Genomic DNA, 23,875 nt, shown 5'->3' with positions numbered 1-23,875 from the left:
CTAACTTGCGCCTGCTTTGCCGCTCTGGCAACCTTTTAGTATCAGTATGCTCAATATCACGCTCCCCGACGGCTCGCTGCGCCAGCTCGCCGACGGCGCCAGCGGCTACGACCTGGCCGCCAGCATCTCCGAAGGCCTCGCCCGCAACGCCTTGGCCGTTTCGGTCAACGGCGAAGTTCGCGACCTCCACCGCCCCTTGCCTGACAACGCGCAGGTCAGCATCCTCACCTGGAACGACGACTCCGGCAAATCCACCTACTGGCACTCTTCGGCCCACCTCATGGCCGAGGCGCTGGAAGCACTGTACCCCGGCGTGAAGCTGGCCATCGGCCCGGCCATTGAAAACGGTTTCTACTACGACGTCGACCTCGGCGAAGGCCGCAGCATCAGCAGCGAAGACTTCCCCGAAATCGAGAAGAAAATGCTGGAGCTGGCCAAAAACAAAAGCCAGTACATCCGCAAGGAAGTCTCGAAAGCCGACGCCATTGCCTACTTCACCGAGAAGCAGGACCCCTACAAGCTGGAGCTGCTCGAAAACCTCGAAGACGGCAACATCACCTTCTACACGCAGGGCGGCTTCACCGACCTCTGCCGCGGCCCGCACATCCCCGACACCGGCACCATTAAGGCGGCCAAGCTGATGAACGTGGCCGGCGCCTACTGGCGCGGCGATGAGAAGAACAAGCAGCTCACGCGACTCTATGGCATCACCTTCCCCAAAGCCAAGGACCTCGCCGAGTACCTCGAGCGCCTCGAGGAAGCCAAACGCCGCGACCACCGCAAGCTCGGCAAAGAGCTGAAGCTGTTCGCTTTCTCCGAGAAGGTAGGAGCGGGCCTGCCCCTGTGGCTGCCCAAAGGCACCGCCCTGCGCGAGCGCCTCGAGCAGTTCCTGCGCAAAGCTCAGGTGAAAGCCGGCTACTCGCCCGTAGTGACCCCTCACATTGGCTCCAAGGAGCTGTATGTGACGAGCGGCCACTACGAGAAGTACGGCGCCGACTCGTTCCAGCCCATCAAGACGCCTAACCCCGGTGAGGAGTTCTTGCTCAAGCCGATGAACTGCCCGCACCACTGCGAAATCTACAAAACCGAGCCCCGCAGCTACCGCGACCTGCCCGTGCGCCTCGCCGAGTTCGGCACCGTGTATCGCTACGAGCAGTCGGGCGAGCTGCACGGCCTCACCCGCGTGCGCGGGTTCACGCAGGACGATGCCCACATCTTCTGCCGTCCCGACCAAGTGCTGGAGGAGTTCACCAAGGTGATTGACATCGTGCTCTACGTCCTCAAGGCCCTGGATTTCCCCGACTTCACGGCCCAGATTTCGCTGCGCGACCCCGAGAACAAAACCAAGTACATCGGCTCCGACGAAAACTGGGAGAAGGCCGAAGCTGCCATTCAGCAAGCCGCCCTCGAAAAAGGCCTCAACACCGTCACCGAATACGGCGAGGCTGCCTTCTACGGCCCCAAGCTTGACTTTATGGTGCGCGACGCCATCGGCCGCCGCTGGCAGTTGGGCACCATTCAGGTCGACTACAACCTGCCCGAGCGTTTCGACCTCGAATACACCGCCGCCGACAACTCCAAGCAGCGCCCGGTGATGATTCACCGCGCCCCGTTCGGCTCCCTGGAGCGTTTCGTGGCCGTGCTCATCGAGCACTGCGGTGGCAACTTCCCGCTCTGGCTCACGCCCGAGCAGTTCATCGTGCTGCCCATCTCCGACAAGTACAGCGACTACGCCTATCAGGTGAAAGCCCAGTTGGAGCAGCACGACCTGCGCGGCACTGTCGATGGCCGCGATGAGCGCATCGGCCGCAAAATCCGCGATGCCGAAATGGGCAAAATCCCTTACCTGCTGGTAGTAGGCGAGAAGGAAGCCCAAGACAATATCATCTCTGTGCGCAAGCACGGCGAAGGCGACCTCGGTTCCATGCCGCTCGAAGCCTTCGTGAAAAGCGTGCAAAGCCAGATGGTGGACGCCATGTAAGCTGGGCACGAGCTAAAACAAAGAAGCCTCGCTAGTACTAGCGAGGCTTCTTTGTTTTAGCTCGTGCCTGATAATAGCTTGTTGGAGAAAATGGGCTAGTAGTGAATGTCAAAGGTGCCGTCTGTGACGGTGCTGGCCGGGAGGCTGGTGGTGCTATACCCCAGGAAGTCAAAGGTGCCGCGGAGCGTTTTAGCAGTGGGGTCAGAGGCGGTAATGGTCAGCGCCCCGTTTATCGTGGCCGACGACGGAACATAGTTCGTGGTGTACTCCACCAGCCGGGTGTAGCCGTCGAACCGGGCATAAGTAGCATAGAAAGCGTAGGGGTCGGCGGCATTCCGTGTAACGTTGTAAGTGCCTGTCTGGTAGTTGTTATTCTTAATGGTGAAGTAGACATAGTCGATAACCGTACCATTCGTTACCGTTGCGGTGATGGAAATCGGGTTGCTGAGCATACTGCCAGTCAGATTAGTGGCGCGGTAATTAACCCCGTTCACTCGCCAGGTCACCACGCCGTGGGGCGTGCCGTCGCCCGCTACTTTCACTTGGCCCATGTCAGTGGTTTGGCCTCCTGCCACCGTGACGGGCTTTGGGGCGGGAGCCACATAGCCGCGCGTGGGTTGAACAGTGACCGTGTAAGCCCCAACTTGTACCCCGTTGAAGGTAAAGGCACCGGTGGTGGCGTCGCTGGTAGTCGTGCTAATCGTTTTATTCGACTGGTCGTTCAGCATCACTGTTGCAGCCGCATCAATCGGCGTAATGACGCCCGTCACATTGCCGGTGTTGGGGGTAGCCGCTTCTTTTTTGGAGCAAGCACCGGCCGCTAGCACACCCAGCACCGTGAGGCTGGCAATAATCGGTCGGAAAATAGTAGCGAAAGACATCAATGTATTATCTGGTTGATTTGGTGAGATTAATTATTAGCCGTTGCATAAGCAGTAAAGATAAGCTGCGAGAATTGCACTTAGTCTATGTGTTTGATTTGGCAAAGTATAGCTAGTAGCACTGTATGTCCAGCACTTTATTGGGCTGCCACATTGGTTATGGTAACCCTCTATTTTGGAGCCTGATAAAATTCCTTTTTTCTCAGCTTGCCTTTGCCAATATAAATACCGATATTTGCCCCCTGATTGCCTAGGCCTACCCGGCCGAAAGCCGTCTGAAACCCATTCCCCGCCACTTTTTTAGCAGGAGGACCCCAGCCATAGCAGCCCCGAACCGTCGGTACGTGCCCCGCCAGCAGGTGGAAGAGCCGTTCAAAATCAACCAAAAAATCACCGCTCGCGAAGTACGCCTGGTGGGCGAAAACGTCGAGCAAGGTATTTATTCCATCGACCAGGCTCGCCGCATGGCGCAGGAGCAAAACCTCGACCTAGTCGAGATTTCGCCTACGGCCACGCCGCCCGTTTGCCGCGTCATCGACTACTCGAAGTTCAAATACGAGCAGAAGAAGAAGACTCGCGAGCTGAAGGCCAAGCAAACCAAGGTCGTTATCAAGGAAATCCGCTTCGGCCCCAACACCGACGAGCACGACTTCGCCTTCAAGGTGAAGCACGCCCAGGAATTCCTTCGCGAAGGCGCCAAAATCAAGAGCTACGTGCACTTTGTGGGCCGCAGCATCGTGTTCAAGGAGCGCGGCGAAATCCTGCTGCTCAAGTTTGCCCAGGCCCTCGAGGACCTTGCCAAAGTGGAGCAACTGCCCAAGCTGGAAGGCAAGCGCATGTTCCTCTACCTCGCGCCCAAAGCCGCTGCCGTAGCGAAACCCGCCGCGAAGCCCGCTGCGGCTGCCGCGCCCGACAAGGACAAGAAGGCTGCCAAACCGGCTGAAGCCACCGACAAGACCTCCCAAACGGCTCCGGCTACCACCGACGCCGCCGAATAGATTTTACCCGGTTGCGGATGGCTTTCCGACCCCCGGTCGGCGAGCAATCAACAATCAACAACCAACCCTCCAACAACCACTACAATGCCGAAAGTAAAGACGAAATCCGGTGCTAAGAAGCGCTTTGCGCTCACCGGAACGGGCAAGGTGAAGCGGAAGCACGCCTTCAAATCGCACATTCTGACCAAGAAGACCACCAAGCAGAAGCGTGGCCTGACCCACACGGGCCTGGTAAGCAGCGCCGACATGGGCCGCGTGCGTCAGATGCTCAATTTCTAGAGTTTACGAGGGGAGGGCAAGCGAGTAGGAGTTAATTCTGCCAACGACCCCTGCCCTCATACCCTCTAACCCTCATACCCAATTTTCACCAGGCTTCCGGCTCTAAGACCTTAATCCCGTCGCCGGCTGCCAAAAACTTTCAAGGTTATGCCAAGAAGTGTCAACCACGTGGCCTCGCGCCACCGTCGGAAAAAAGTAATGCGTTTGGCGAAGGGCTATTACGGCCGTCGCAAAAACGTGTGGACCGTAGCGAAAAACGCCGTTGAAAAAGGCCTCGTTTACGCTTATCGGGACCGCAAAGTAAAGAAGCGCGAATTCCGCGCCCTCTGGATTCAGCGTATCAACGCCGGTGCTCGTGAGCACGGCCTGTCGTATTCGCAGCTGATGGGCGGCCTGAAAAAGGCTGGCATCGAGCTCAACCGCAAAGTGCTGGCCGACCTGGCCCTGAACCACCCCGAAGCCTTCAAAGGCATCGTGGAAAAGGTAAAGTAATTGCCGTTGGCCGTTATTAAAGCAAGAAAACGTTGAGCCTAGGGTTCAGCGTTTTCTTGTTTTGGGCCTATTCGCCCGGTTTAAGCCGTTCCGTTCAGCCTTGTTTCTGGGTTTTTACCAGTATAAGGCATCCCACAGAAAAGCATAAATGAAAAAAACCGCTTCGGCACTAAGCCAAAACGGTTTTTGAAGTAGCGGGGACGAGAGTTGAACTCGTGACCTCAGGGTTATGAATCCTGTGCTCTAACCAACTGAGCTACCCCGCCGGGTTTTGTGGGTGCAAAGGTAACGCGCCAATCGGCCCCCACGCAAGGCTTGGGGCTAAAAAACTGTATTTCTCTTGCGCTCCACCGGTTTTTGGCCGGTCGTGATTTGGGCGCCTTTGTTTTTCATTCTATGGCTTTGCCTGATATTCAGTCCAAAACGCGCTTCGTGGTGGAATACCCCATCAACGCTTCTCCCAAAATTCTTTTTCCTTATTTGGCTACGGCCTCGGGCCTCTCGCAGTGGTTTTGCGACGATGTGCGCTACGTGGAAGGGCAACGCCTCAATTTTATCTGGGATAACGACAACCACTACGCCGAGATTTCGGGCCAGCGCCTGAATAAGGCTGTGCGGTTTGTTTTCCTCGACGAACAGCGCCAGTCGGTGCCCGACGCGAATTTTCTGGAATTCACCCTCGATTCCTCCCAGGTAACGGATGAAGTATACTTACGCGTGATTGATTACTCGGCGCCCCACGACCCCCGCGAGCAGCACGAAATGTGGGAAGGCCTCGTGAGCAAGCTGCGGGAGCAGGTAGGGGGGTAGGGCCACTATTAGGCCAGCGCGGGGGATTTATCGCCCCAGCGGTACTTTTTTTGCCTCGCCATCGTTTTGCCAGTCCGGGGCTGCACTACTGCTCGGAGGCGCGTTCTATGCTTAAGAAGCTCGACAAACTCATTTTAAAGGCCTTTGCCGGGCCGTTTCTGCTCACGTTTGCCGTGGTGCAGTTCATTTTGCTCACGCACACGCTGCTCAAATACCTCGACGATATCATCGGCAAGGACTTGGGCACGGGGGTGCTGCTGCAGCTGCTGTTTTATTTCAGTGTGCTGATTGTGCCCATTTCGCTGCCGCTGGCCGTGTTGCTGTCGTCGCTGATGACCTACGGCAACTTGGGCGAGCACCACGAGTTGACGGCCATTAAGGCTTCGGGCATTGCGCTGACGCGCATTCTGCGCCCGGTGTTGCTGCTCACGGCGGCGCTGGCTGTGGGTGCCTTTTGGTTTAACGAAACCATTGTACCCCGCGCCAATCTGAAGGCCTACAGCCTGCTTTGGGACGTGCGGCAGCAGAAGCTGGCGCTGGACATCCGGGAGGGTGTTTTCTACAACGGCATTCCCGGTTACACCATTAAGGTGGACAAGAAAACGGGCGGGAACGGCGACCGGCTGCACGGCGTCATGATTTACGACCATACCCAGAAATCGGGCAACGCCACGGTGATGCTGGCCGATTCGGGCCGCATGTTCACGCGCTTTAATGGCGGGTATCTGGGGTTGGAGCTCTTTCACGGCCACAACTACGTGGAGCAGCCCGACGCGCAGGACCGGGCGGGCGCCAGCTTCATCCGCCAAGCATTTGACCACAATACGGTCACGTTTTCGCTCGCGTCTTTTGGCATGAGCCGCACCAAGGAGGAGCTGTTCAAGCAAAACCGGATGATGCTCAACATCCCGCAGCTGCACTACGCCACCGATTCGGTGCAGAAGAAGCTGCACCACGAGGAGAAGTTGCTGCCGGTGCAAATGAATGCCTATTATTCCTTCGTGCGCTTCGATACCACCGGCCGGCAGGCGGGGCGCAAAGTGGAGAGCTGGCAGGTGCCCCCGGCCCGACTGGCGCCGAATTCGGCCTCGGTCATTGAGCAAGCGGTGAACCGGGCCCGCAACTTGAAAACCTACGCCGACTCCTCGGCTGAGCGGCTGACGGACTTGGCTAAGAACTCGGCCCTGTTTCGCATCGAGGTATACCGCAAATACTCGCAGTCGGTAGCCGTGCTGCTGATGTTCCTGATTGGCGCCCCGCTCGGTTCCATCATCAAGAAAGGCGGCCTGGGCGTGCCCATTCTGATTTCCATTTTGTTCTTCATCGTGTACTACGTGCTCAGCATCATGGGCGAGAAGTATGGGCGCGAGTTTGTGATGCCGGTGGGCCTGGGCATGTGGATGTCGAACCTGGTGCTGCTGCCGGCTGGGCTGTTCTTCCTGTATCAGGCCTACAACGACTCCGGCTTGCTGGAACTGGACTTCTGGCGTCGCTTGCCCCAACGGGTGGGCATTCCGGCATTGCGCAAAATCACTGAGCCGGAAGAAGAGCTGGTAGCGTGATAATTCGCCGGCGTCACGAAATTTCCAATTACCGCTTTTATCCTGTTTTTAAATTCCGTACCTTTGCGGCACCCCGATGTACGGGGTTATCATTTTCTTTTTCATCTTAATCCAAAGACGGGGTAATTCCTATCAGCCGATGAAACTCACCACCGAAGCCAAGCAGGACATTTTCGAAAAGAACAGCCTGCAGAAAGCCAAAACCGATACCGGTTCGGCCGAGTCGCAGATTGCGCTCTTCACCCACCGCATCAACCACCTGACCGAGCACCTCAAGGTGAACAAGAAGGACCACAGCACCCGCCTGGGCCTGCTGAAGCTGGTAGGTAAGCGCCGCAGCATGCTGGATTACCTGCAGCACCGCGAAATCAACCGCTACCGCGCCATCATCAAGGAGCTGGGCATCCGCAAGTAAGTCCAGATTCTGAGAGTAGGGAGCCTTCCAACGAAGGTTCCCTACTCTTTTTTTGTTCGGGTTGGTTTGGCGCCGAGGCCGCTCCCGATGGTTGGTTTTATCGGCGCACGCTGTTGTATTTACTTATGAGTAACGGGGGCCGCTGGCGGCGCTCGTTTTTGGCTGCTCGCCCGCTGTCGCTTTTTCAAGCAAACCCCGCTGATGTCCCAACCCCACGCCATTACCAAAACTCTGGCGCTGCCCGACGGCCGCGTCCTGTCCATCGAAACCGGCCGGCTGGCCAAATTCGCCGACGGCGCCGTCGTGGTCCGCCTCGGCGACACCATGCTGCTCGCTACGGTTGTGTCGGCCCCGAGCCAACGCGAAGGCGTCGACTTCCTGCCGCTGTCGGTCGATTATCAGGAGAAATTCGGTTCGGCCGGCCGCATTCCCGGCTCGTTTCAGCGCCGCGAAGGCCGCCTGAGCGACTACGAGGTGCTGATTTGCCGCCTCGTCGACCGCATTCTGCGGCCGATGTTCCCCAAAGACTACCATTACGAGGTGCAGGTGATGATATCGCTCATCTCGGCCGATAAAGAAGTGCAGCCCGACGCACTGGCCGCACTGGCCGCCTCGGCTGCGCTCTCGATTACCGACATTCCGTTTGCTGGTCCGATTTCGGAAGTGCGCGTGGCGCGCATCGACGGTCAGTTCCAGATTAACCCCAAAACCAGCGACCTGGAGCGCGCCGACATGGACCTCATCGTGGGTGCTACCGGCGACTCAGTGGCCATGGTGGAAGGCGAGATGAAGGAAGTGAGCGAGGAAGAAATGGTAGCCGCCATTGCCTACGCTCACGAAGCCATCAAGGCTCAGGTGCAGCTGCAGAAGGAGCTGGCCGAGGCCGTGGGCCGCACGCCGGAGTCGGCGCCCCGCGAGTACCCCAAATACGAGGAGAATGAAGCGCTGAAGCAGCTTATCCACGACGGCATCTACCAGGGTGCTTACGACGTGGCCCGCTCGGGCAACACCAGCAAGGCCGGCCGCAAGGAAGGCTTTTCGGGCGTGAAAAAGGCGTTCCTCGACAAGCTGGTTGCCGAGCAGCCGGAGCTGGACATGAAGATGTTCAGCCGCTACTACGGTTCGGCCGAGAAGAAAGCCATTCGCGACATGATGGTGAAGGAGCGGGTGCGCCTCGACGGCCGCCAGCTGACCGAAATCCGCCCCATCTGGTCGGAAATCAACTACCTGCCCGGCGCGCACGGCTCGGCCATCTTCACCCGCGGCGAAACCCAGAGCCTGACCACGGCCACGCTCGGCACCAAGCTCGACGAGCAAATCATCGACCAGCCCCTGACCCGCGGCTTCAACCGCTTCATGCTGCACTACAACTTCCCCGGTTTCTCGACCGGTGAGGTGAAGCCCAACCGCGGCGCCGGCCGTCGCGAAATCGGCCATGGCAACCTGGCCATGCGCTCGCTCAAGCAGGTACTGCCCTCGGAAGAAGAAAACCCCTACACCATCCGCATCGTGTCGGACATCCTGGAGTCGAACGGCTCTAGTTCGATGGCGACGGTATGCGCCGGCTCGCTGGCCCTGATGGACGCTGGCGTGAAAGTGCGCTCGGCCGTGGCTGGTATTGCCATGGGCCTGGTGCAGGACAAGGAAACCGGTGAATATGCCGTGTTGAGCGACATTCTCGGCGACGAGGACCACCTAGGCGACATGGACTTCAAGGTGACCGGCACGGAGAAAGGCATTTGCGCCTGCCAGATGGACATCAAAATCCAGGGCCTGAGCAACGAAATTCTGACCGCTGCGCTGCACCAGGCTCGTGAGGGCCGCCTGCACATCCTGCGCGAAATGGCCAAGACGATTTCGGCCCCGGCTCCGGAGCTGAAGCCTCACACCCCGCGTTCGCACAAGATGCTCATCGACAAAGAGTTTATTGGTGCAGTAATCGGGCCGGGCGGCAAAGTGATTCAGCAGATTCAGAAGGACACCAACGCCACGGTGATTATCGAGGAGAAGGACGAGAAGGGCCACGTGAGCATCTACGCCTCCAACCAGGAGGACATGCAGGGCGCCATCGACCGGATTCGCGCTATCGCGGCTCAGCCCGAAGTGGGCGAGGTGTACAAAGGCAAAGTGCGGAGCATTCAGCCCTACGGCGCTTTCGTGGAGATTATGCCGGGCAAAGACGGCCTGCTGCACATCTCGGAAGTGACGCACGAGCGGATTCAGTCGCTGGAAGGCTTGTTGGAAGTGGGGCAGGACATTGACGTGAAACTGGTGGAAATCGATAAGAAAACCGGCAAGTACCGCCTCTCGCGTAAGGTGCTGCTGCCGAAACCGGAAGGTGCGGCGGCCAGCAACGGCGCGGCCAAAGCCTAGCCCAGTACCCCGGTGCCGAACTAATGTCAGGGGGAGTCTGTTGGCTTCCTCTGACTTAGGGACTGGCCGGGCGGCTTTTTCTTACGTATAACCCCATCAGATATCGTTCTTACCTAGTCCCATGAGACAGCTAAAAATTAGTAAGCAGATTACCAACCGCGAAAGTCAGTCGCTGGACAAGTACCTCCAGGAGATTGGCAAGGTTGATTTGCTCACGCCCGACGAGGAGGTAACGCTCGCGCAGCGTATTCGCGACGGGGACCAGCAAGCATTAGAAAAATTGACGAAGGCTAACCTGCGCTTCGTGGTGTCGGTGGCTAAGCAGTATCAGAACCAGGGTCTTAGCTTGGGTGACCTCATCAACGAGGGCAACCTCGGCCTCATCAAAGCGGCTAAGCGCTTCGATGAAACCCGCGGTTTTAAATTCATTTCCTACGCCGTGTGGTGGATTCGTCAGTCCATCCTGCAGGCCCTGGCCGAGCAGAGCCGCATCGTGCGTCTGCCCCTGAATCGGGTGGGTTCGCTGAATAAAATCAGCAAATCGTTCTCGGAACTGGAGCAGAAATTCGAGCGCGAGCCTTCGCCGGAGGAAATTGCCGAAGTGTTGGAACTGACCACTTCGGAAGTGGTGGACACGCTGAAAATCTCGGGCCGCCACGTGTCGGTGGATGCGCCGTTTGTGCAGGGCGAGGAAAACCGTCTGCTCGACGTGCTCGAAAACGAGGACGAAGAGTCGCCGGACATGGCCCTGATGAATGACTCGCTCCGTAAGGAAGTGCAGCGTGCCTTGAGCACGCTCACGAAGCGCGAGGCTGATGTTATCACGCTGTACTTCGGCCTGAACGGCGAAGCGGCGTTGACGCTGGAAGAAATTGGCGAGAAATTCAACCTGACCCGCGAGCGGGTGCGTCAGATTAAAGAGAAGGCTATCCGTCGGTTGCGGCACACGTCGCGCTCGAAAGCGCTGAAGCCTTATCTCGGCTAATCAATTAGTTTTGCAGAATGAAAAACCCCGACCGTTAGGTTGGGGTTTTTTGTACGGTTTCGCGCTTGCCGGCGTCTACCGGGTTGTGCGTGAGGTTCTGCTTCGCGTGCCGGTTGCGCCGACAGCTACCTAATTCATCGTTCAACGATACGCGAAGCAGGGCTTCGCGCTACAGTACAATGTCTGAACACATCAAATGCCTGATTATCGGCTCCGGCCCGGCCGGTTACACGGCCGCCATCTACGCCGCCCGCGCTAACATGGCGCCCGTTATGTACATGGGTTTGCAGCCCGGCGGGCAGCTTACCATCACCAACGACGTGGAGAATTTCCCCGGCTACCCCGATGGCATCATGGGCCCGGAAATGATGGAAGACCTGAAAAAGCAGGCCACCCGCTTCGGCACGGATATCCGCTACGGTATTGCCACGGCGGTAGACTTCTCGGTGACGCCGCGCCGCGTGACCATTGACGAAACCACGGAGCTGACGGCGGACGCGGTGATTATTGCCACCGGTGCCTCGGCCAAATGGCTGGGGCTGCCTTCGGAGGCCAAGCTGAATGGTTCGGGTGTTTCGGCCTGCGCGGTTTGCGACGGGTTTTTCTATCGGGGACAGGAAGTAGCCATTGTGGGCGCCGGCGATACCGCTGCGGAAGAGGCGACCTACCTCGCCAACCTGGCGAGCAAGGTGACCATGATAGTGCGCAAGGGCGAGATGAAGGCCTCGAAAATCATGCAGAAGCGCGTGCTGGAAAACCCCAAGATTGAGGTGCTTTTCAACACGGTGACCGATGAGATTTTGGGCGAGCACAGCGTGGAAGGGGTGCGCGTGAAAAACGTGCTGACGCACGAAACGCGCGAGATTCTGCTGACGGGTTTTTTCGTAGCCATTGGGCACGAGCCGAATTCAAAGATTTTCCAGCCCTACCTGCATCACGACGAGCAGGGCTATTTGAAGACCATCCCCGGCAGCAGCAAAACCAATATTGACGGCGTGTTTGCCTGCGGCGACGTGCAGGATTACACCTACCGGCAGGCTGTGACGGCCGCTGGCTCGGGCTGCATGGCGGCCCTGGATGCTGAGCGCTACCTGACAGCAGTCGGCATACACTAAATTCGCACCCGGAACGTCATGCAGAGCGCAGCGAAGCATCTTTACCGCTATTGTAATTCAAGCAAAGGAATTGCGTTGTGCGGTAAAGATGCTTCGCTGCGCTCTGCATGACGTTCTGGATGCTAGCTAACAAATTCTGCTTTTGACTTTCCTGAAAACAATATATTGGCGCCCGGCGCTGCTGTTGCTGGCGCTTCTGCTGCTGCTCGTCGGCTTGAGCCCGGCGCAGGCCCAGCGCCGCAAGCCGCCGCGCCCCAAGGCCAAGGCTGGCAGCACGTCCGGCAAATCGGACTTCTTCCGCATCAAAACACCCAAGATGCGCTACGTGCGCCCGGATACCACCACGGTAATTGAAACCGAGGAAATTCCGGACGAAAACTCGGACGCCGCGAAGTCCATCTACTTCAACCCGGCCAAGAAGCTCAGCATTGTGAGCGAGGACACCACCACGCTGGATGAGGGCGGGCAGGAAATCGTGGAAATGTCGGAGGAGGTGCTCATTGACTCCTCTTGGATAAAGGTGGCGGGCTACTATTCCATCTGGGACACGCACCGGGTGAACCCTTACCGCGTGGACGGCCGCAGCTACCGCGACTCGCTGAAGCTGCACCTCACCGACCCACCCCGGCAGCGCTACGCCAAGATGCCGCTCGTGACCACGCCCATCACTTCGGGCTTCGCCTTCCGGGGCTACCGCTGGCACTACGGCATGGACCTGGACCTGGAAACCGGCGACTCGGTGCGGGCCGTGTTCGATGGCGTGGTGCGCATCCAAGCCTGGGACGGCGGCGGCTATGGCAACTACATTCTGGTGCGCCACTACAACGGCCTCGAAACCGTGTACGGCCACCTGAGCAAGGCGCTGGTGCCGGTGGGTACCTTCGTGAAGGCCGGGCAGCTCATTGGCTACGGGGGCAGCACGGGGCGCAGCACGGGCTCGCACCTGCACTTCGAGGTGCGCTATCAGGGCAACCCCATTAACCCCACGCTGATGTATGACTTTCCCGGCTATAAGCTGCGGAAGGACAATTTCACCATTACCTCGGCGCTGTTCAACTACTACAGCCGCGCGCTGGGGCACCGAAGCAGCGGCAGCCGCAGCGGCTCGCCCTCGCGGGCCCGGCAAACAGTTACGCACCGGGTGCGCTCGGGCGATACAATGTCGGAAGTGGCCGAGCGGTATGGGGTGCGCGTGAGCACCCTGCGCAAGCTGAACCCGGGCGTGCGAACCTTGCAGCCGGGCAAGAAGCTGCGGATTAAGTAAGCCTGCCAAGGCAAAAAAGAACGTCAAGCCGAGCGCAGCCGAGGCATCTCGCTCACTTCGTCACACGATTAGATTGCGTTGCGCACGCGAGATGCCTCGGCTGCGCTCGGCTTGACGTTGCTATTTGACATTTCGATTAACCTTCCCACCCAACTATCCCATGAAACTCGACATCCTGGCCCTGGGCGCCCACCCCGACGACGTTGAAATGTCTTGCACCGGCACGCTGCTGGCCGCGATGGCCGTGGGCAAAAAGGTTGGTATTGTCGACTTCACGCGGGGGGAACTGGGCACGCGCGGCACTCCCGAAACCCGGGCCGAGGAAGCGGCGGCGTCCAATAAAATTCTGGGCATCGACATTCGTGAGAACCTGGGCATGGCCGATGGCTTCTTCCGCAACGACCGGGAGCACCAGCTACAACTTATCGCGGCCATCCGGCGCTACCAGCCTGAGGTGGTGCTGGCCAACGCCATAAATGACCGGCACCCCGACCACGGCAAGGCCGCCCAGCTGGCCATCGACGCCTGCTTCCTCAGCGGCCTGCGTATGATTGAAACCCTCGGACCCGACGGCCAGCCCCAGGAAGCCTGGCGGCCCAAAAACGTGTACCATTACATCCAGGACCGGCAGTTGCCGCCCGCGTTTGTAGTCGATATCACGCCGCATTGGGCGAAGAAGTGGGAAGCCATTCAGGCCTTCAAAACCCAGTTCTTCAACCCCGACCTCGACGCGCCTCAAACCTATCTGTCCAGCCAGGCCTTCGGCCGGTTTATGGAGGCGCGGGCGCGGGAATTCGGTCACATCATCGGCGTCGAGTTTGGCGAAGGCTTCACCGTGGCGCGCCCGGTGGGCGTGCGCGAGGTGGGGGATTTGCTGTAGCGGGCGCCCGAATCAGGAGCGTTACCCGAAACAATTGCAATACCAGCAACCAAAACGGTCCCGGTCGCGAAAGCAGCCGGGACCGTTTTTGGTTACAGCCACGACTTAGGCAATCGGTATAGTAATGAGTACTTGATTAGCAAGTAGACGCACCTTCTTGAAACCGGTCATTTAATATCCCCATCACGCCTTGTAGCCGTTTGTGAGCCACTTTTTGGTGTGGATGCGCGCTTCGATGGCCAGGCCTATAGCTGCGTGGCCCCGTTTCCGCCCACGCCCCAGTATTGTTCCAACTGGCTGACGTGCAGCTGAACGTGGACGGGCGCGACATTGCCGCAAAGTGCGCCGGCTGGAAGTGTACGTGAAGAAAGCTGCTGGCTGGTGCCGCATGGCAGAGCCGGGGACCGAAGTTGATGAAAAGATGTTCCCCTTACGCCTTTGAGTTGGTTCGCTGCCGTTTCAGCAGTTAGGCCCGCCCAATCTGCCCCAGGTGCGTGTCTTTAAAACCGCTGACGTATTTCAGGCCGTAACCTAGCACCCGGTCGAAGGCGCTGTGGAAGAGCAGCACGGTGCCCACCAGCATCAACAGCGGCAGCCCCAGCGCCCAGCCGGCCAGCCCCAGCGCCACGGCCAGCGCCTTGTGGTGCATCAGGTTGTAGCTGAAGGTGCCCGTGCGGGGCCCGGCCAGGTAGCCCAGCATGCTGAGGTCGGGCAGCAGGAAGGTAGCTGGCAGCACCCACCAGGCGTAGGGCAATTGGGTAAATACCACCACGGCCAGCAGCATTTCGGCCAGTTCTTCGGTTTTTAGCAGGTTTTTCATGGCGCAAAAGTTTGAGTTGTTTGATGACTCAAAATTCTGGCGGCCGCCTGCTGTGTGTCGTTAACAAAAGCTAATAAATGCGGGGCTATTTACCACCGCTGCCCCGCGTCACCCGCGCCCGAATGCGGCTCAGCGACACCGGTGTGATGCCCAGGTAATTTGCCACCAAGTGCTGTGGGATACGCTCCAGAATCTTGGTTTTGCCGCTGCGCAGCAGGGCCAGGTACCGCTCCTCGGGCGAAAGCAGCAGTTGCTCCACCAGCCGGGCGTCGGTGCCCAACAGGTGGTATTCGGCCACGAGCCGGCCAAACCGCTCGTACACCGGCCATTCGTCGTAGAGCCGCCGCAGCACGGCGTAGTCGAACACCACCAATTCGCAGTCGGTCAGGGCCTGAATGCTGAGTTGGCTGGGCTGGCTGGTGAGGCAGCCGGGGTAGTCGCCCATGAGGTGGTTTTCGAAGAAGAAATACGTGGTGCGCTCCTCGCCATCGGGACGGGGGTAGTAGAGCCGGCAGGCCCCGTGCAGCAGCAGGGCCAGTTGGGGCCGTCGCTGGCCGGCCTCCACAAAGTGCGCGCCCCGCGCCAGCTGATACGGCCGTAGTTCCGCCGCCAGCGGCGCCCACTCGGCATCGCTGAGCGCGGGTATGAAGCGTTGAATGTAGGTGCGGAGGGGGTGGAGCATGGCATGGTAAAGGTCGTACCAAAGGGCAATACATGCGCGTTGAGCTTGCCGGGAAGCAACGAGCCCGTGCGTGCGACCGAAACCCTAATGAAACCAAAGGAAATATTTCCCCGTTTCCAAGGAAATATTTCCCATATTTGGGAAAGAATTAGTTTGCTAGTACCTATGACTGCCCACGCCACCCCGCCCGTCGCCGTGTATTCGCCCGCCTTGCGCGGCCTGCAAGCCACCGTGGCCGATTCCTTCGCCCTCGTGATGGAAGCCCGCACCGGTGTGCCCGCCAAAACGGCCTTCGACGTGGGCACGCTCCTGCAGCTGCAAGCCCAGGAACTGGCCGACCTGCTCCACACCACCACCAAAACCCTGCGCGCCTACCGCGACGGCAAAAAGCGCCTCGGCCCGGCCGCCAGCGAGCAAATTCTCAAATTGCTGGCCCTGGCCGCCCACGGCGAGGAAGTGTTCGGCAGCCTGCCCGCCTTCCGTCGCTGGCTCGACAAGCCCGCCTACGGCCTCGACAACCAGCCCCCGTTGGCCCTGCTCGAAACCAGCGGCGGCATCGACCTGGTGGCCGACGAGGTAGCCCGCATTGCCCACGGCGACCTGGCGTAAAGTGGAAATTTACCGCATCTGCCTCGCTAAATATGCCGGCGAGCTCGTGGCCTCCGGCAACCCCGGCCGCTGGAACCTGCGCGGCCAGCTGGTCATCTACGCCGCCGGCAGTCGCGCCTTAGCCTGCCTCGAAAACGTGGTGCACCGCAGCGGCGAAGGTCTCAACAGCCTCTTCAAAGTGGTCCGCATCGAGGTGCCCGATTCTCTTGCCATTGAAGAATTGACGCTGGAACAGATGCCCGACGAATGGCAGCTACCACGCCACTACGCCCGCTGCCAACCCCTGGGCGACGATTGGTACCGCCGCCAGCAGGCGGCCGTGCTGCGCGTGCCTTCTTCTATCATAGCCCACGAGCACAATTACGTGCTCAACACCCGCCATCCGGATTTTGCGCATGTGCGCATCGTGGGCTGGGAAGACTTTGTGTTTGACCCACGGATTAAAGAGGTATAAAAAAAGCCCGGCTGCCCGGGCTTTTTTTTAGAGCACAATTACCGCACTCCTAAGCGATTTCGCCGCCAACCGGAAGCCTCGGCGCCGGCCGTTTCACTTGTCGCGGCAGCCGCTTTGGGTTTCTTGGTTTCCAGTAGCAGGGCACCCAGCGCAGCGGCTACCTTGGCCGTGGCTTCGTCGGGAGCGGCGGGGGCGAGGTTGGCGGGGCTGAAATGGTCCTTGATGAAATTGGTATCGAAGTCGCCGCTCACGAAGGCGGGGTGCGTCAGCACGTAGCGACCGAAGCCTAGCGTAGTTTCAATGCCCGTGATTTGATACTCCTCGATGGCGCGCAGCATGCGGGCAATGGCCTCGGCGCGGTCGGCCCCGAAGGTGACCAGCTTGGCAATCATCGGGTCGTAATAAATCGGAATGTCCATGCCCTGCTCGAAGCCGTCGTCGACGCGCACGCCGGGGCCCTGGGGGCGCACGTAGGTGGTGAGCGTGCCGATATCGGGCAGGAAGTTGTTTTGCGGGTCTTCGGCGTACACGCGCAGCTCCAGGGCGTGGCCGGTAATGGTGAGGTCGTCCTGTGCGAAGGGCAGCGGGTAGCCTTCGGCTACGCGGATTTGCTCCTTCACCAGGTCGAGGCCGGTGATTTGCTCCGTGACGGGGTGCTCCACCTGCAGGCGGGTATTCATCTCCAGGAAGTAGAAGTTGCGCTTGTCGTCGAGCAGGAATTCCACGGTGCCGGCACCGGCGTAGTTGCAGGCGCGGGCCACGTCCACGGCGCAGCGGCCCATGGCGGCGCGCAGCTCGGGCGTGAGCACTGAGGAGGGCGCTTCTTCAATCACCTTCTGGTGGCGGCGCTGAATGCTGCACTCGCGCTCAAATAAGTGCACGATGTTACCATGCTCGTCGCCCAGTACCTGGATTTCGATGTGACGGGGGCCGGTCACGAACTTTTCAATGAACACTGCCCCGTCGCCAAACGCCGACACGGCCTCATTGATGGCCAGCTGCATCTGTTCCTCAAACTCGGCGGCCCCGTTCACGATGCGCATGCCCTTACCGCCGCCGCCGGCCGAGGCTTTAATCAGAATAGGAAAGCCAACCTCCTCGGCAATCTGCTTGGCAGCGGCCACGTCGGAAATGGCTTCGGCCGTGCCTGGCACCAGCGGAATATTATAAGCCTGCACCGCCTGCTTGGCCGAAAGCTTGTCCCCCATGATTTCCATGGCCTCGGGGCTTGGGCCCACGAAAATCAGGCCCGCCTCGCGCACCATGCGCGCAAAGCCGGCATTCTCCGAGAGAAAGCCGTAGCCGGGGTGAATGGCATCGACGCCCAGCTCGCGGCACACTTCAATGATTTTGTCGCCGCGCAGGTAGCTGTCTTTGCTGGCGGGCGGGCCCACGCACACGGCCTCGTCGGCGTAGCGCACGTGCAGGGCGTTGCGGTCGGCCTCGGAGTAGATGGCGACGGTGGCAATGCCCATTTCCTTGGCCGAGCGCAGGACGCGCAGGGCGATTTCGCCGCGGTTGGCAACAAGCAGTTTGGTGATTTTTTTCATGAAGTGGTGCGGGTACTGAAACGCAAGTAGGATGGGAGGGCGCGAAGATACTGAGCCGGCGCGGCGCAGCCCACGGCAGCCGGCCGCTTAATCCTGCCAGAGTTGCCGGCCGCCGCGCGTGCGCCAGCCCTGTTCGGTACGCTCCAGCAGCGGGCGCCAGGGCTGACCATTGGGCGCAGGTTTTCGCACCCCGGCCGGGTAGCTGGCGGGCAAGTCCGGGTTAAACGGCTGGCCTTGCAACGAATAGCCCAGCGGCTGGCCCTGGTGCTCGCCTACCGCGCCGCCATGCCATTGCTGGGGCCGCTTGTCAAACCGGGCGGGCGCCAGCACCCGGCCCGTGCGGGAGTCACGCAGGCCGTAGCCCTGCAGGCCGAGCGACAGCAACAGCGGCTCGGGCTCGCCTGGCAACGTACCATAGTATGGCATGCCGAGCTGACCGGCGCTGAAAGGGTCGAACAGCTCCAGCGGGTCCACCGCTTGCAACAGGTCGTGGTGCGCGGTGCTGAAACCGTAATAGCGAAGTTCCTCCGGCTGGGGCGGCAGCACCCAGCGGCCCACCGAATCGATGATGCCATAATTCGAACCGATTTTCACTAACGCCCGGCCCTGCCAGAAAGCCCCGGCCTGGGCGAAGCTGCCGGCAAAAGCGGGGCGACCATCGGGCCGAAGGTAGCCCACCGTGGCCGAATCCGGGAAATGCGCTTCGGTGGAATAGGTGCGTTGGTTTTCCACCGCTCGCGCTGGGGCCGCACTGTAACGGCGCAGCAGTCCGGCCACATCGGGCAGGCTGATGGGCGCGGAACTTAGGGGCAGGTGGTAGCGGCCCAACGTGTCGATGAGGCCATACAGGAGTTGCCCCTGCTCCACGGCCACCACCCACAAGCTGTTGGGCCCCACGGCCCGCATCAGGGCATAAAGCGGCGGTGTGATTTCGCGGCCGCGCTCGTCGAGCAGGCCGTAGCGGCGGGCGGGGCCGTTGAGGCTTTCAATCACATCCCAGCTATGGGGCAGTCCCGACGCGGTGGCCGCTTCCTGGTCTTCGAACTTCGTATCGGCCCAGTGCCAGTAGGCCAGCCGGCCCGGCAGGACCGGTTTCATCCCCCCAAAGCGGTAGGCGGTGAGGCGGTGCCCCTTTGCATCAAACAACGCACACTGGCCGTGGTGGCAGTAGCGAATGGCTTCCAACTCCCGTGAAATGCCGTCGCGGCTCACCGACACCAGCCGGTGCGGCAACAGCCAGTTCACCTTCTGGGCCACGTAAAGGGGGCTGCTCCCAAAAAGGGTGGCACGGAAATTCACGTCGGGGTCGTAGGCGCGACGTCGCAGCAGGCGCGGCGGCACGGCGGGGGCGCGCGGCCCCAGCGGCACGGTGAAAACGCCTCCCGGCTGTTGCGCCGCCAGCTCGGTTTCCATTGCCTCTATGGCTACTAGCTCGCGTTGCTCGGAGAGGTGCGCGGGGCGGTTCAGGGCCTGCCAGCCACCGTCGGCAGTAGCAGCAATGGCCTGCTTGGCCGTCGCCAACAACTGCTCGCCGCGGGCATTAAGCAAAAAAGCTGCGCCGCCTGGGCGAGTGGGTCGAAAATCCAAAGCCCAGTAGCGGCTGCCGTCTTCGTTCGACGACAGATTTCCGTAGCGCAGGTTCCAGTTCGGTACCCAGCGGGGAAGCGGGCCTTGGGGATAAGGTGGCCGGTGTTTCGGGGCCATCGGCTGCGGGACGGGCGCCATCTCGGCTTGCAACAGCAGCCCCGCTCCGAAGCGCGGCGGCTCGGTCTCGAACACCGGCCGAATCCAGACCCGACCGGTGGTATCGGCAAAGCCCCACAACTGGCCCTGGCGAAAGGGAACCAGGCCGCCCGGCGGCTCGGGCACGGCCCGTACCGTGGCCACGGGGCGCAGGGGCCAGCCGCCGGGCGGGGGCAGGTCCTGGGCTAACGCGCTCCACGGAAACAGGAGCAGGGGTAGTGGCAGACGCAGAAAAAAGGCTGACATCACGGGAAGACGGGTGTTGAGGCAGTTGAAATAGCCTGAAAATATATAGTTTACCGTCGTGCTGATGAATCCCTAGACAGCATTAAAGGAGCACCGCCACCTCGCGGCACAAGCGGCCACTTTCTCAATCTAACATAAAATTTTCGCCCATCGGCGGCCGGCATTGCTGCCGTAAAGAAATTGCGAAACCGCAGCCCGGCCGCAAACCTGCGCGCCATTACCCGGTTGTTATGCCCAAATTATGTACAACCGCCACGCGGGAAGTACCTTTGTGCTTAGGCAGGTATTGGCTAACGCCAAGACCGACTTCCCCGCCCACCACCCATTTTTCACCTCATTTCCGTTTTTTCAGTGGATATATTCGACCGGATTCAGGCCAACCGTGGCCCGCTGGGCTCGCACTCGCACTATGCGCACGGCTACTTCATGTTCCCCAAGCTCGAAGGCGAAGCCGGGCCCCACATGGGCTTCCGCGGCCGGAAAATGCTGAACTGGAGCCTCAACAACTACCTGGGCCTGGCCAACCATCCCGAAGTGCGGAAAGTGGATGCCGAGGCGGCGGCCGAGTACGGCATGGCCCTGCCCATGGGCGCCCGCATGATGAGCGGCAACTCCAACTACCACGAGCAACTCGAAGACCAACTGTCGGAGTTCGTGCATAAGCCTGCCACCTGCCTGCTCAACTTCGGCTACCAGGGCGTGGTGTCTATCATTGATTCGCTCGTGGGCCGCCACGACGTGATTGTGTACGACGCCGAGTCGCACGCCTGCATCATCGACGGGGTGCGCCTGCACGCCGGCAAGCGCTTCGTGTACCGCCACAACGACATGGCCAGCCTAGAGAAGCAGCTCACCGCTGCCAAGCGCATCACCGACGAAACCGGTGGTGGCATCCTCGTCATCACCGAGGGTGTGTTCGGCATGTCGGGCAACCAGGGCGACCTGCGCGGCGTGGTGGCGCTGAAAGAAAAGTTCAGCTTCCGCCTGTTCGTTGACGATGCTCACGGTTTTGGCACGATGGGCCCCACGGGGGCCGGTACGGGCGAAGCGCAAGGCATTCAGGACGGCATCGACATCTATTTTTCGACCTTCGCCAAGAGCATGGCAAGCATCGGTGCCTTCGTCTCGGGGCCCGAAAGCGTGATTGAATATTTGCGTTACAACATGCGCAGCCAGATTTTCGCCAAATCGCTGCCCATGCCCCTCGTAGTGGGCGCCATCAAGCGTTTGGAGCTCCTCCGCACCAAGCCGGAGCTGCGCGAAAATCTCTGGACCATCGTGCACGCCATTCAGAACGGCCTGCGCGAAAAAGGCTTCAACATCGGCACCACCACCTCGCCCGTGACGCCGGTGCTGCTGGAAGGCGAAATCCCCGACGCGACCCAGATTACGCTGGATTTGCGTGAGAATCACCACATTTTCTGCTCCATAGTGGTGTATCCGGTGGTGCCCAAGGGCGTGATTATGCTGCGCATCATCCCCACGGCGGTGCACACCCTGGAGGATGTAGCGGAAACGATTACGGCGTTTGAGGCCGTGGCCGATAAGCTCAAAAAGGGCCTCTACAGCCGCACCACGGCCGTCCCGCAGGCCGTTTAAATGTTGGTTTGCTAATCTGACTAGCGCCGGCTTTCTGCGAGGAAGGCCGGCGTTTGCTTTTGCACTATACCTAGAAAGCAGAGAGGGGCGCGAAAAGCGAAAAGGGCCTTTTTAAAACTAAAATCGGCCTCTGAAAGCAGGGGAGGGGGTTTTGAAAAAAAAGTGAAAAACTTGCTTGTATTTGAAACCCCTGTATATTAGGGCCGTCTTAGCACTACAATAGACTCATTTTTCACCCCAACCCCAAACCCCCAATGAACAATTTCAGCAAACTGAAAGACCTCGTGATGTCGCTCGAAGACGATTTCTCGAAATTCTACGACAAGCAAAATGCTGCCGCTGGCACCCGCGTGCGCAAAGGCATGCAGGAGCTGAAGACGATGGCCCAGGAGTTCCGCACCGAGGTGCAGAACACCAAGAACGCCGCCGCAGGCGCTGCTAAAGGCGGTGCTGCTGGTGGTGCTACCAAGGCTGCTCCGGCTAAGAAAGCTGCTGGCGCTGCCAGCGGTGCAAAAGCCGCTCCGGCCAAGAAAGCCGCTGCTAAGAAGTAATCCAGACCACGGATTCGACGGATTTTTCGGATTCGTCGGATTTTGTGGACGACAGAAAAAGGCCCTGCCGGTTGGCAGGGCCTTTTTTGTGGTTAACTATTCGACCGTCATGCCGAGCGCAGCCGAGGCATCTTGCATGTAGTAGTAATCAAAATCGTTGGGCCGATTGAATTAAGTGCCGCACGCGAGATGCCTCGGCTGCGCTTGGCATGACGGTCTGGTTATTTACACCAACTCCACCAGAAAGTAGTTCTTCTTGCCTTTCTGCACCACGAGGTACTTGCCAGCAAGCGGCTGCAACGACGCCACAGTTGCATCGGGCGAGGCTACCTTTTCGCGGTTGATGCTGACGCCGCCAGACTGAATCATCCTGCGGGCCTCGCCTTTTGAGGGAAAGATTCCCAGCTGCGTGAAGTCGCTGAGAAAGGTAGCAGCGTTGAGGTCGGCCAGCTCGGCACGAGGCACGCGCAGGTGCGGCACGCCGGCGAACACGTCGAGCAAGGTGGCTTCATCGAGCGAGGCGAGGTCGCCGCCGCCAAACAGAACCTGCGAGGCGGCAATGGCGGCTTCGGCGGCTTCGGCCGAGTGCACGCGGGTGGTCACGTCTTTGGCCAGGGCCTTTTGCAAGGTTCGCAGGTGCGGGGCGGCGTTGTGCTCGGCTTCGAGGGCTTCAATTTCCTCCTGGCTCAACAGCGTGAATACGCGGATGAGGCGCGGGGCATCGGCATCGGCCGAGTTGAGGAAGAACTGGTAGAACTGGTAGGGCGAGGTCATCGTGGCATCGAGCCAGACGGTGCCGGTTTCAGACTTGCCATACTTGGTGCCGTCGGCCTTGGTGATGAGCTGGCCGGTGAGGGCGTAGGCTTTGGCTTCGGTGCCCTCGGCGTTGGCCACGCGGCGAATGAGCTCGGTGCCGGTAGTGATGTTGCCCCACTGGTCGGAAGCGCCCATTTGCAGCGTGACGCCCAGGGTTTTATTGAGGTGCACGAAGTCGTAGCCCTGCAGCAATTGGTAGCTGAACTCGGTGTAGCTGAGGCCGTCGGCGCCGCTTTCTTCGGTGTTGATGCGACGCTTCACCGAGTCCTTGGCCATCATGTAGTTAACGGTGAGGTGCTTGCCTACCTCGCGCAGGAACTGCAGGAAGCCGAACTCCTTGAACCAGTCGTAGTTGTTTACCACCAGCGCGCCGGTGGGCCCTTCGGAGAAATCGAGAAACTTCTCCAGCTGAGCCTGAATGCCGGCCTGGTTGCGGCGCAGGGTGGTTTCGTCGAGCAGGTTGCGCTCGGCTGACTTGCCGCTGGGGTCGCCAATCATGCCGGTGGCGCCGCCCACCAGGGCCACCGGGCGGTGACCGGCGCGCTGCAGGTGCACCAGCAGCATGATGGTGGCCAGGTTGCCGATGTGCAGCGAGGCGGCCGTGGGGTCGAAGCCGATGTAGCCCGAGATGGGCGCGTTCGTGGCGAGGTGTTCGGCGGTACCGGGCATGGCGTCGTGAAACATGCCGCGCCAGGTCAGTTCTTCAATCAGGGACATGGATTTGTCGGGACTTGGGGTCTGGGGAACTTAGGAACTTGGTTGGAAGCGTT

Annotated in this window: 20 protein-coding genes, 1 tRNA gene and 2 pseudogenes; 16 read left to right on the top strand and 7 right to left on the bottom strand. The window is 59.9% G+C overall.

From position 1 onward, the window contains the following. Window positions 1-46 precede the first annotated feature (46 nt). Window positions 47-1,981, top strand: a complete 1,935-nt coding sequence (thrS, locus tag I2I01_RS01725) for a threonine--tRNA ligase (protein ID WP_196284691.1) — start codon at window positions 47-49, stop codon at window positions 1,979-1,981. Window positions 1,982-2,076: 95 nt separating this feature from the next. Here thrS and I2I01_RS01720 read toward each other — a convergent pair whose 3' ends face one another. Further along, on the bottom strand, window positions 2,077-2,862 hold the full coding sequence (locus I2I01_RS01720; RefSeq protein ID WP_196284690.1) for a DUF6252 family protein: 786 nt from the start codon (window positions 2,860-2,862) through the stop codon (window positions 2,077-2,079). A gap of 320 nt (window positions 2,863-3,182) precedes the next feature. Between I2I01_RS01720 and infC the strand changes: the two are divergent. The 3 genes and pseudogenes from infC to rplT all read left to right on the top strand — a co-directional run. Continuing rightward, window positions 3,183-3,740: pseudogene (gene infC, locus I2I01_RS01715) on the top strand (translation initiation factor IF-3); the annotation flags it as partial. A gap of 204 nt (window positions 3,741-3,944) precedes the next feature. Continuing rightward, window positions 3,945-4,139: a 50S ribosomal protein L35 gene (gene rpmI, locus I2I01_RS01710; RefSeq protein WP_196284689.1), complete on the top strand. Its 195-nt coding sequence runs from the start codon at window positions 3,945-3,947 to the stop codon at window positions 4,137-4,139. 147 nt (window positions 4,140-4,286) lie between these two features. Then, a complete protein-coding gene (gene rplT, locus I2I01_RS01705) occupies window positions 4,287-4,631 on the top strand; it encodes a 50S ribosomal protein L20 (RefSeq protein WP_196284688.1) in 345 nt (114 codons plus the stop codon). 192 nt (window positions 4,632-4,823) lie between these two features. On the opposite strand, the gene I2I01_RS01700 is transcribed toward rplT, so the two are convergent. Continuing rightward, window positions 4,824-4,897 (bottom strand) — tRNA-Met (locus I2I01_RS01700). 130 nt (window positions 4,898-5,027) lie between these two features. Here I2I01_RS01700 and I2I01_RS01695 point away from each other — a divergent pair. The 8 genes from I2I01_RS01695 (at window position 5,028) to bshB1 (ending at window position 14,035) form a co-directional block, all read left to right on the top strand. After that, a complete protein-coding gene (locus I2I01_RS01695; protein WP_196284687.1) occupies window positions 5,028-5,441 on the top strand; it encodes an START-like domain-containing protein in 414 nt (137 codons plus the stop codon). A 107-nt stretch (window positions 5,442-5,548) separates the two neighbouring features. Beyond that, a complete protein-coding gene (locus I2I01_RS01690) occupies window positions 5,549-7,003 on the top strand; it encodes an LptF/LptG family permease (RefSeq protein WP_196284686.1) in 1,455 nt (484 codons plus the stop codon). A gap of 139 nt (window positions 7,004-7,142) precedes the next feature. Then, window positions 7,143-7,418, top strand: a complete 276-nt coding sequence (gene rpsO, locus I2I01_RS01685) for a 30S ribosomal protein S15 (RefSeq protein ID WP_196284685.1) — start codon at window positions 7,143-7,145, stop codon at window positions 7,416-7,418. A gap of 201 nt (window positions 7,419-7,619) precedes the next feature. Beyond that, entirely contained in the window at window positions 7,620-9,791 is a 2,172-nt protein-coding gene (gene pnp, locus I2I01_RS01680; protein WP_196284684.1) for a polyribonucleotide nucleotidyltransferase, read from the top strand. A gap of 121 nt (window positions 9,792-9,912) precedes the next feature. Further along, window positions 9,913-10,776, top strand: coding sequence for a sigma-70 family RNA polymerase sigma factor (locus I2I01_RS01675; protein WP_035566352.1), 864 nt, complete (start codon window positions 9,913-9,915; stop codon window positions 10,774-10,776). Between the two features lie 179 nt (window positions 10,777-10,955). After that, complete coding sequence (trxB, locus tag I2I01_RS01670; protein WP_196284683.1) at window positions 10,956-11,891, top strand: thioredoxin-disulfide reductase; 936 nt, start codon at window positions 10,956-10,958, stop codon at window positions 11,889-11,891. Between the two features lie 142 nt (window positions 11,892-12,033). Next, window positions 12,034-13,155 carry a peptidoglycan DD-metalloendopeptidase family protein gene (locus I2I01_RS01665; protein ID WP_211537762.1) on the top strand — a complete coding sequence of 374 codons (1,122 nt, stop codon included), beginning with the start codon at window positions 12,034-12,036 and terminating at the stop codon, window positions 13,153-13,155. A 160-nt stretch (window positions 13,156-13,315) separates the two neighbouring features. Next, complete coding sequence (gene bshB1 / locus I2I01_RS01660; protein ID WP_196284682.1) at window positions 13,316-14,035, top strand: bacillithiol biosynthesis deacetylase BshB1; 720 nt, start codon at window positions 13,316-13,318, stop codon at window positions 14,033-14,035. A gap of 466 nt (window positions 14,036-14,501) precedes the next feature. On the opposite strand, the gene I2I01_RS01655 is transcribed toward bshB1, so the two are convergent. Continuing rightward, a complete protein-coding gene (locus I2I01_RS01655; RefSeq protein ID WP_196284681.1) occupies window positions 14,502-14,855 on the bottom strand; it encodes a DUF4260 domain-containing protein in 354 nt (117 codons plus the stop codon). Window positions 14,856-14,940: 85 nt separating this feature from the next. After that, the gene (locus I2I01_RS01650) at window positions 14,941-15,537 is read right to left on the bottom strand and encodes a Crp/Fnr family transcriptional regulator (protein ID WP_196284680.1); all 597 of its coding nucleotides are present in this window, start codon (window positions 15,535-15,537) and stop codon (window positions 14,941-14,943) included. A gap of 165 nt (window positions 15,538-15,702) precedes the next feature. Between I2I01_RS01650 and parS the strand changes: the two genes are divergently transcribed. After that, window positions 15,703-16,146 carry a type II RES/Xre toxin-antitoxin system antitoxin gene (gene parS / locus I2I01_RS01645; RefSeq protein WP_196284679.1) on the top strand — a complete coding sequence of 148 codons (444 nt, stop codon included), beginning with the start codon at window positions 15,703-15,705 and terminating at the stop codon, window positions 16,144-16,146. 1 nt (window position 16,147) lies between these two features. Then, complete coding sequence (locus I2I01_RS01640; RefSeq protein ID WP_196284678.1) at window positions 16,148-16,600, top strand: RES family NAD+ phosphorylase; 453 nt, start codon at window positions 16,148-16,150, stop codon at window positions 16,598-16,600. A gap of 38 nt (window positions 16,601-16,638) precedes the next feature. On the opposite strand, the gene accC is transcribed toward I2I01_RS01640, so the two are convergent. Both accC and I2I01_RS01630 read right to left on the bottom strand, forming a co-directional pair. Further along, window positions 16,639-18,150 (bottom strand): acetyl-CoA carboxylase biotin carboxylase subunit, encoded by a 1,512-nt coding sequence (accC, locus tag I2I01_RS01635; RefSeq protein WP_196284677.1) that lies wholly within the window; start codon window positions 18,148-18,150, stop codon window positions 16,639-16,641. A gap of 87 nt (window positions 18,151-18,237) precedes the next feature. Beyond that, entirely contained in the window at window positions 18,238-20,139 is a 1,902-nt protein-coding gene (locus I2I01_RS01630; RefSeq protein WP_196284676.1) for a WG repeat-containing protein, read from the bottom strand. A 351-nt stretch (window positions 20,140-20,490) separates the two neighbouring features. On the opposite strand from I2I01_RS01630, the gene I2I01_RS01625 reads away from it, so the two are divergent. Together I2I01_RS01625 and I2I01_RS23485 are read left to right on the top strand one after the other, a co-directional pair. Continuing rightward, window positions 20,491-21,738, top strand: a complete 1,248-nt coding sequence (locus tag I2I01_RS01625) for an aminotransferase class I/II-fold pyridoxal phosphate-dependent enzyme (protein ID WP_196284675.1) — start codon at window positions 20,491-20,493, stop codon at window positions 21,736-21,738. Window positions 21,739-21,992: 254 nt separating this feature from the next. Then, window positions 21,993-22,163: pseudogene (locus tag I2I01_RS23485) on the top strand (histone H1); the annotation flags it as partial. A 351-nt stretch (window positions 22,164-22,514) separates the two neighbouring features. Here I2I01_RS23485 and tyrS read toward each other — a convergent pair. Continuing rightward, window positions 22,515-23,822 carry a tyrosine--tRNA ligase gene (gene tyrS, locus I2I01_RS01615; RefSeq protein WP_196284673.1) on the bottom strand — a complete coding sequence of 436 codons (1,308 nt, stop codon included), beginning with the start codon at window positions 23,820-23,822 and terminating at the stop codon, window positions 22,515-22,517. Window positions 23,823-23,875: the final 53 nt, after the last annotated feature.

The sequence above is a fragment of the Hymenobacter properus genome, assembly GCF_015694735.1.
Lineage (GTDB): Bacteria > Bacteroidota > Bacteroidia > Cytophagales > Hymenobacteraceae > Hymenobacter > Hymenobacter properus.
Note: the sequence above shows the minus strand (reverse complement) of the source record. Positions and strands in the feature narration are given on the sequence as shown.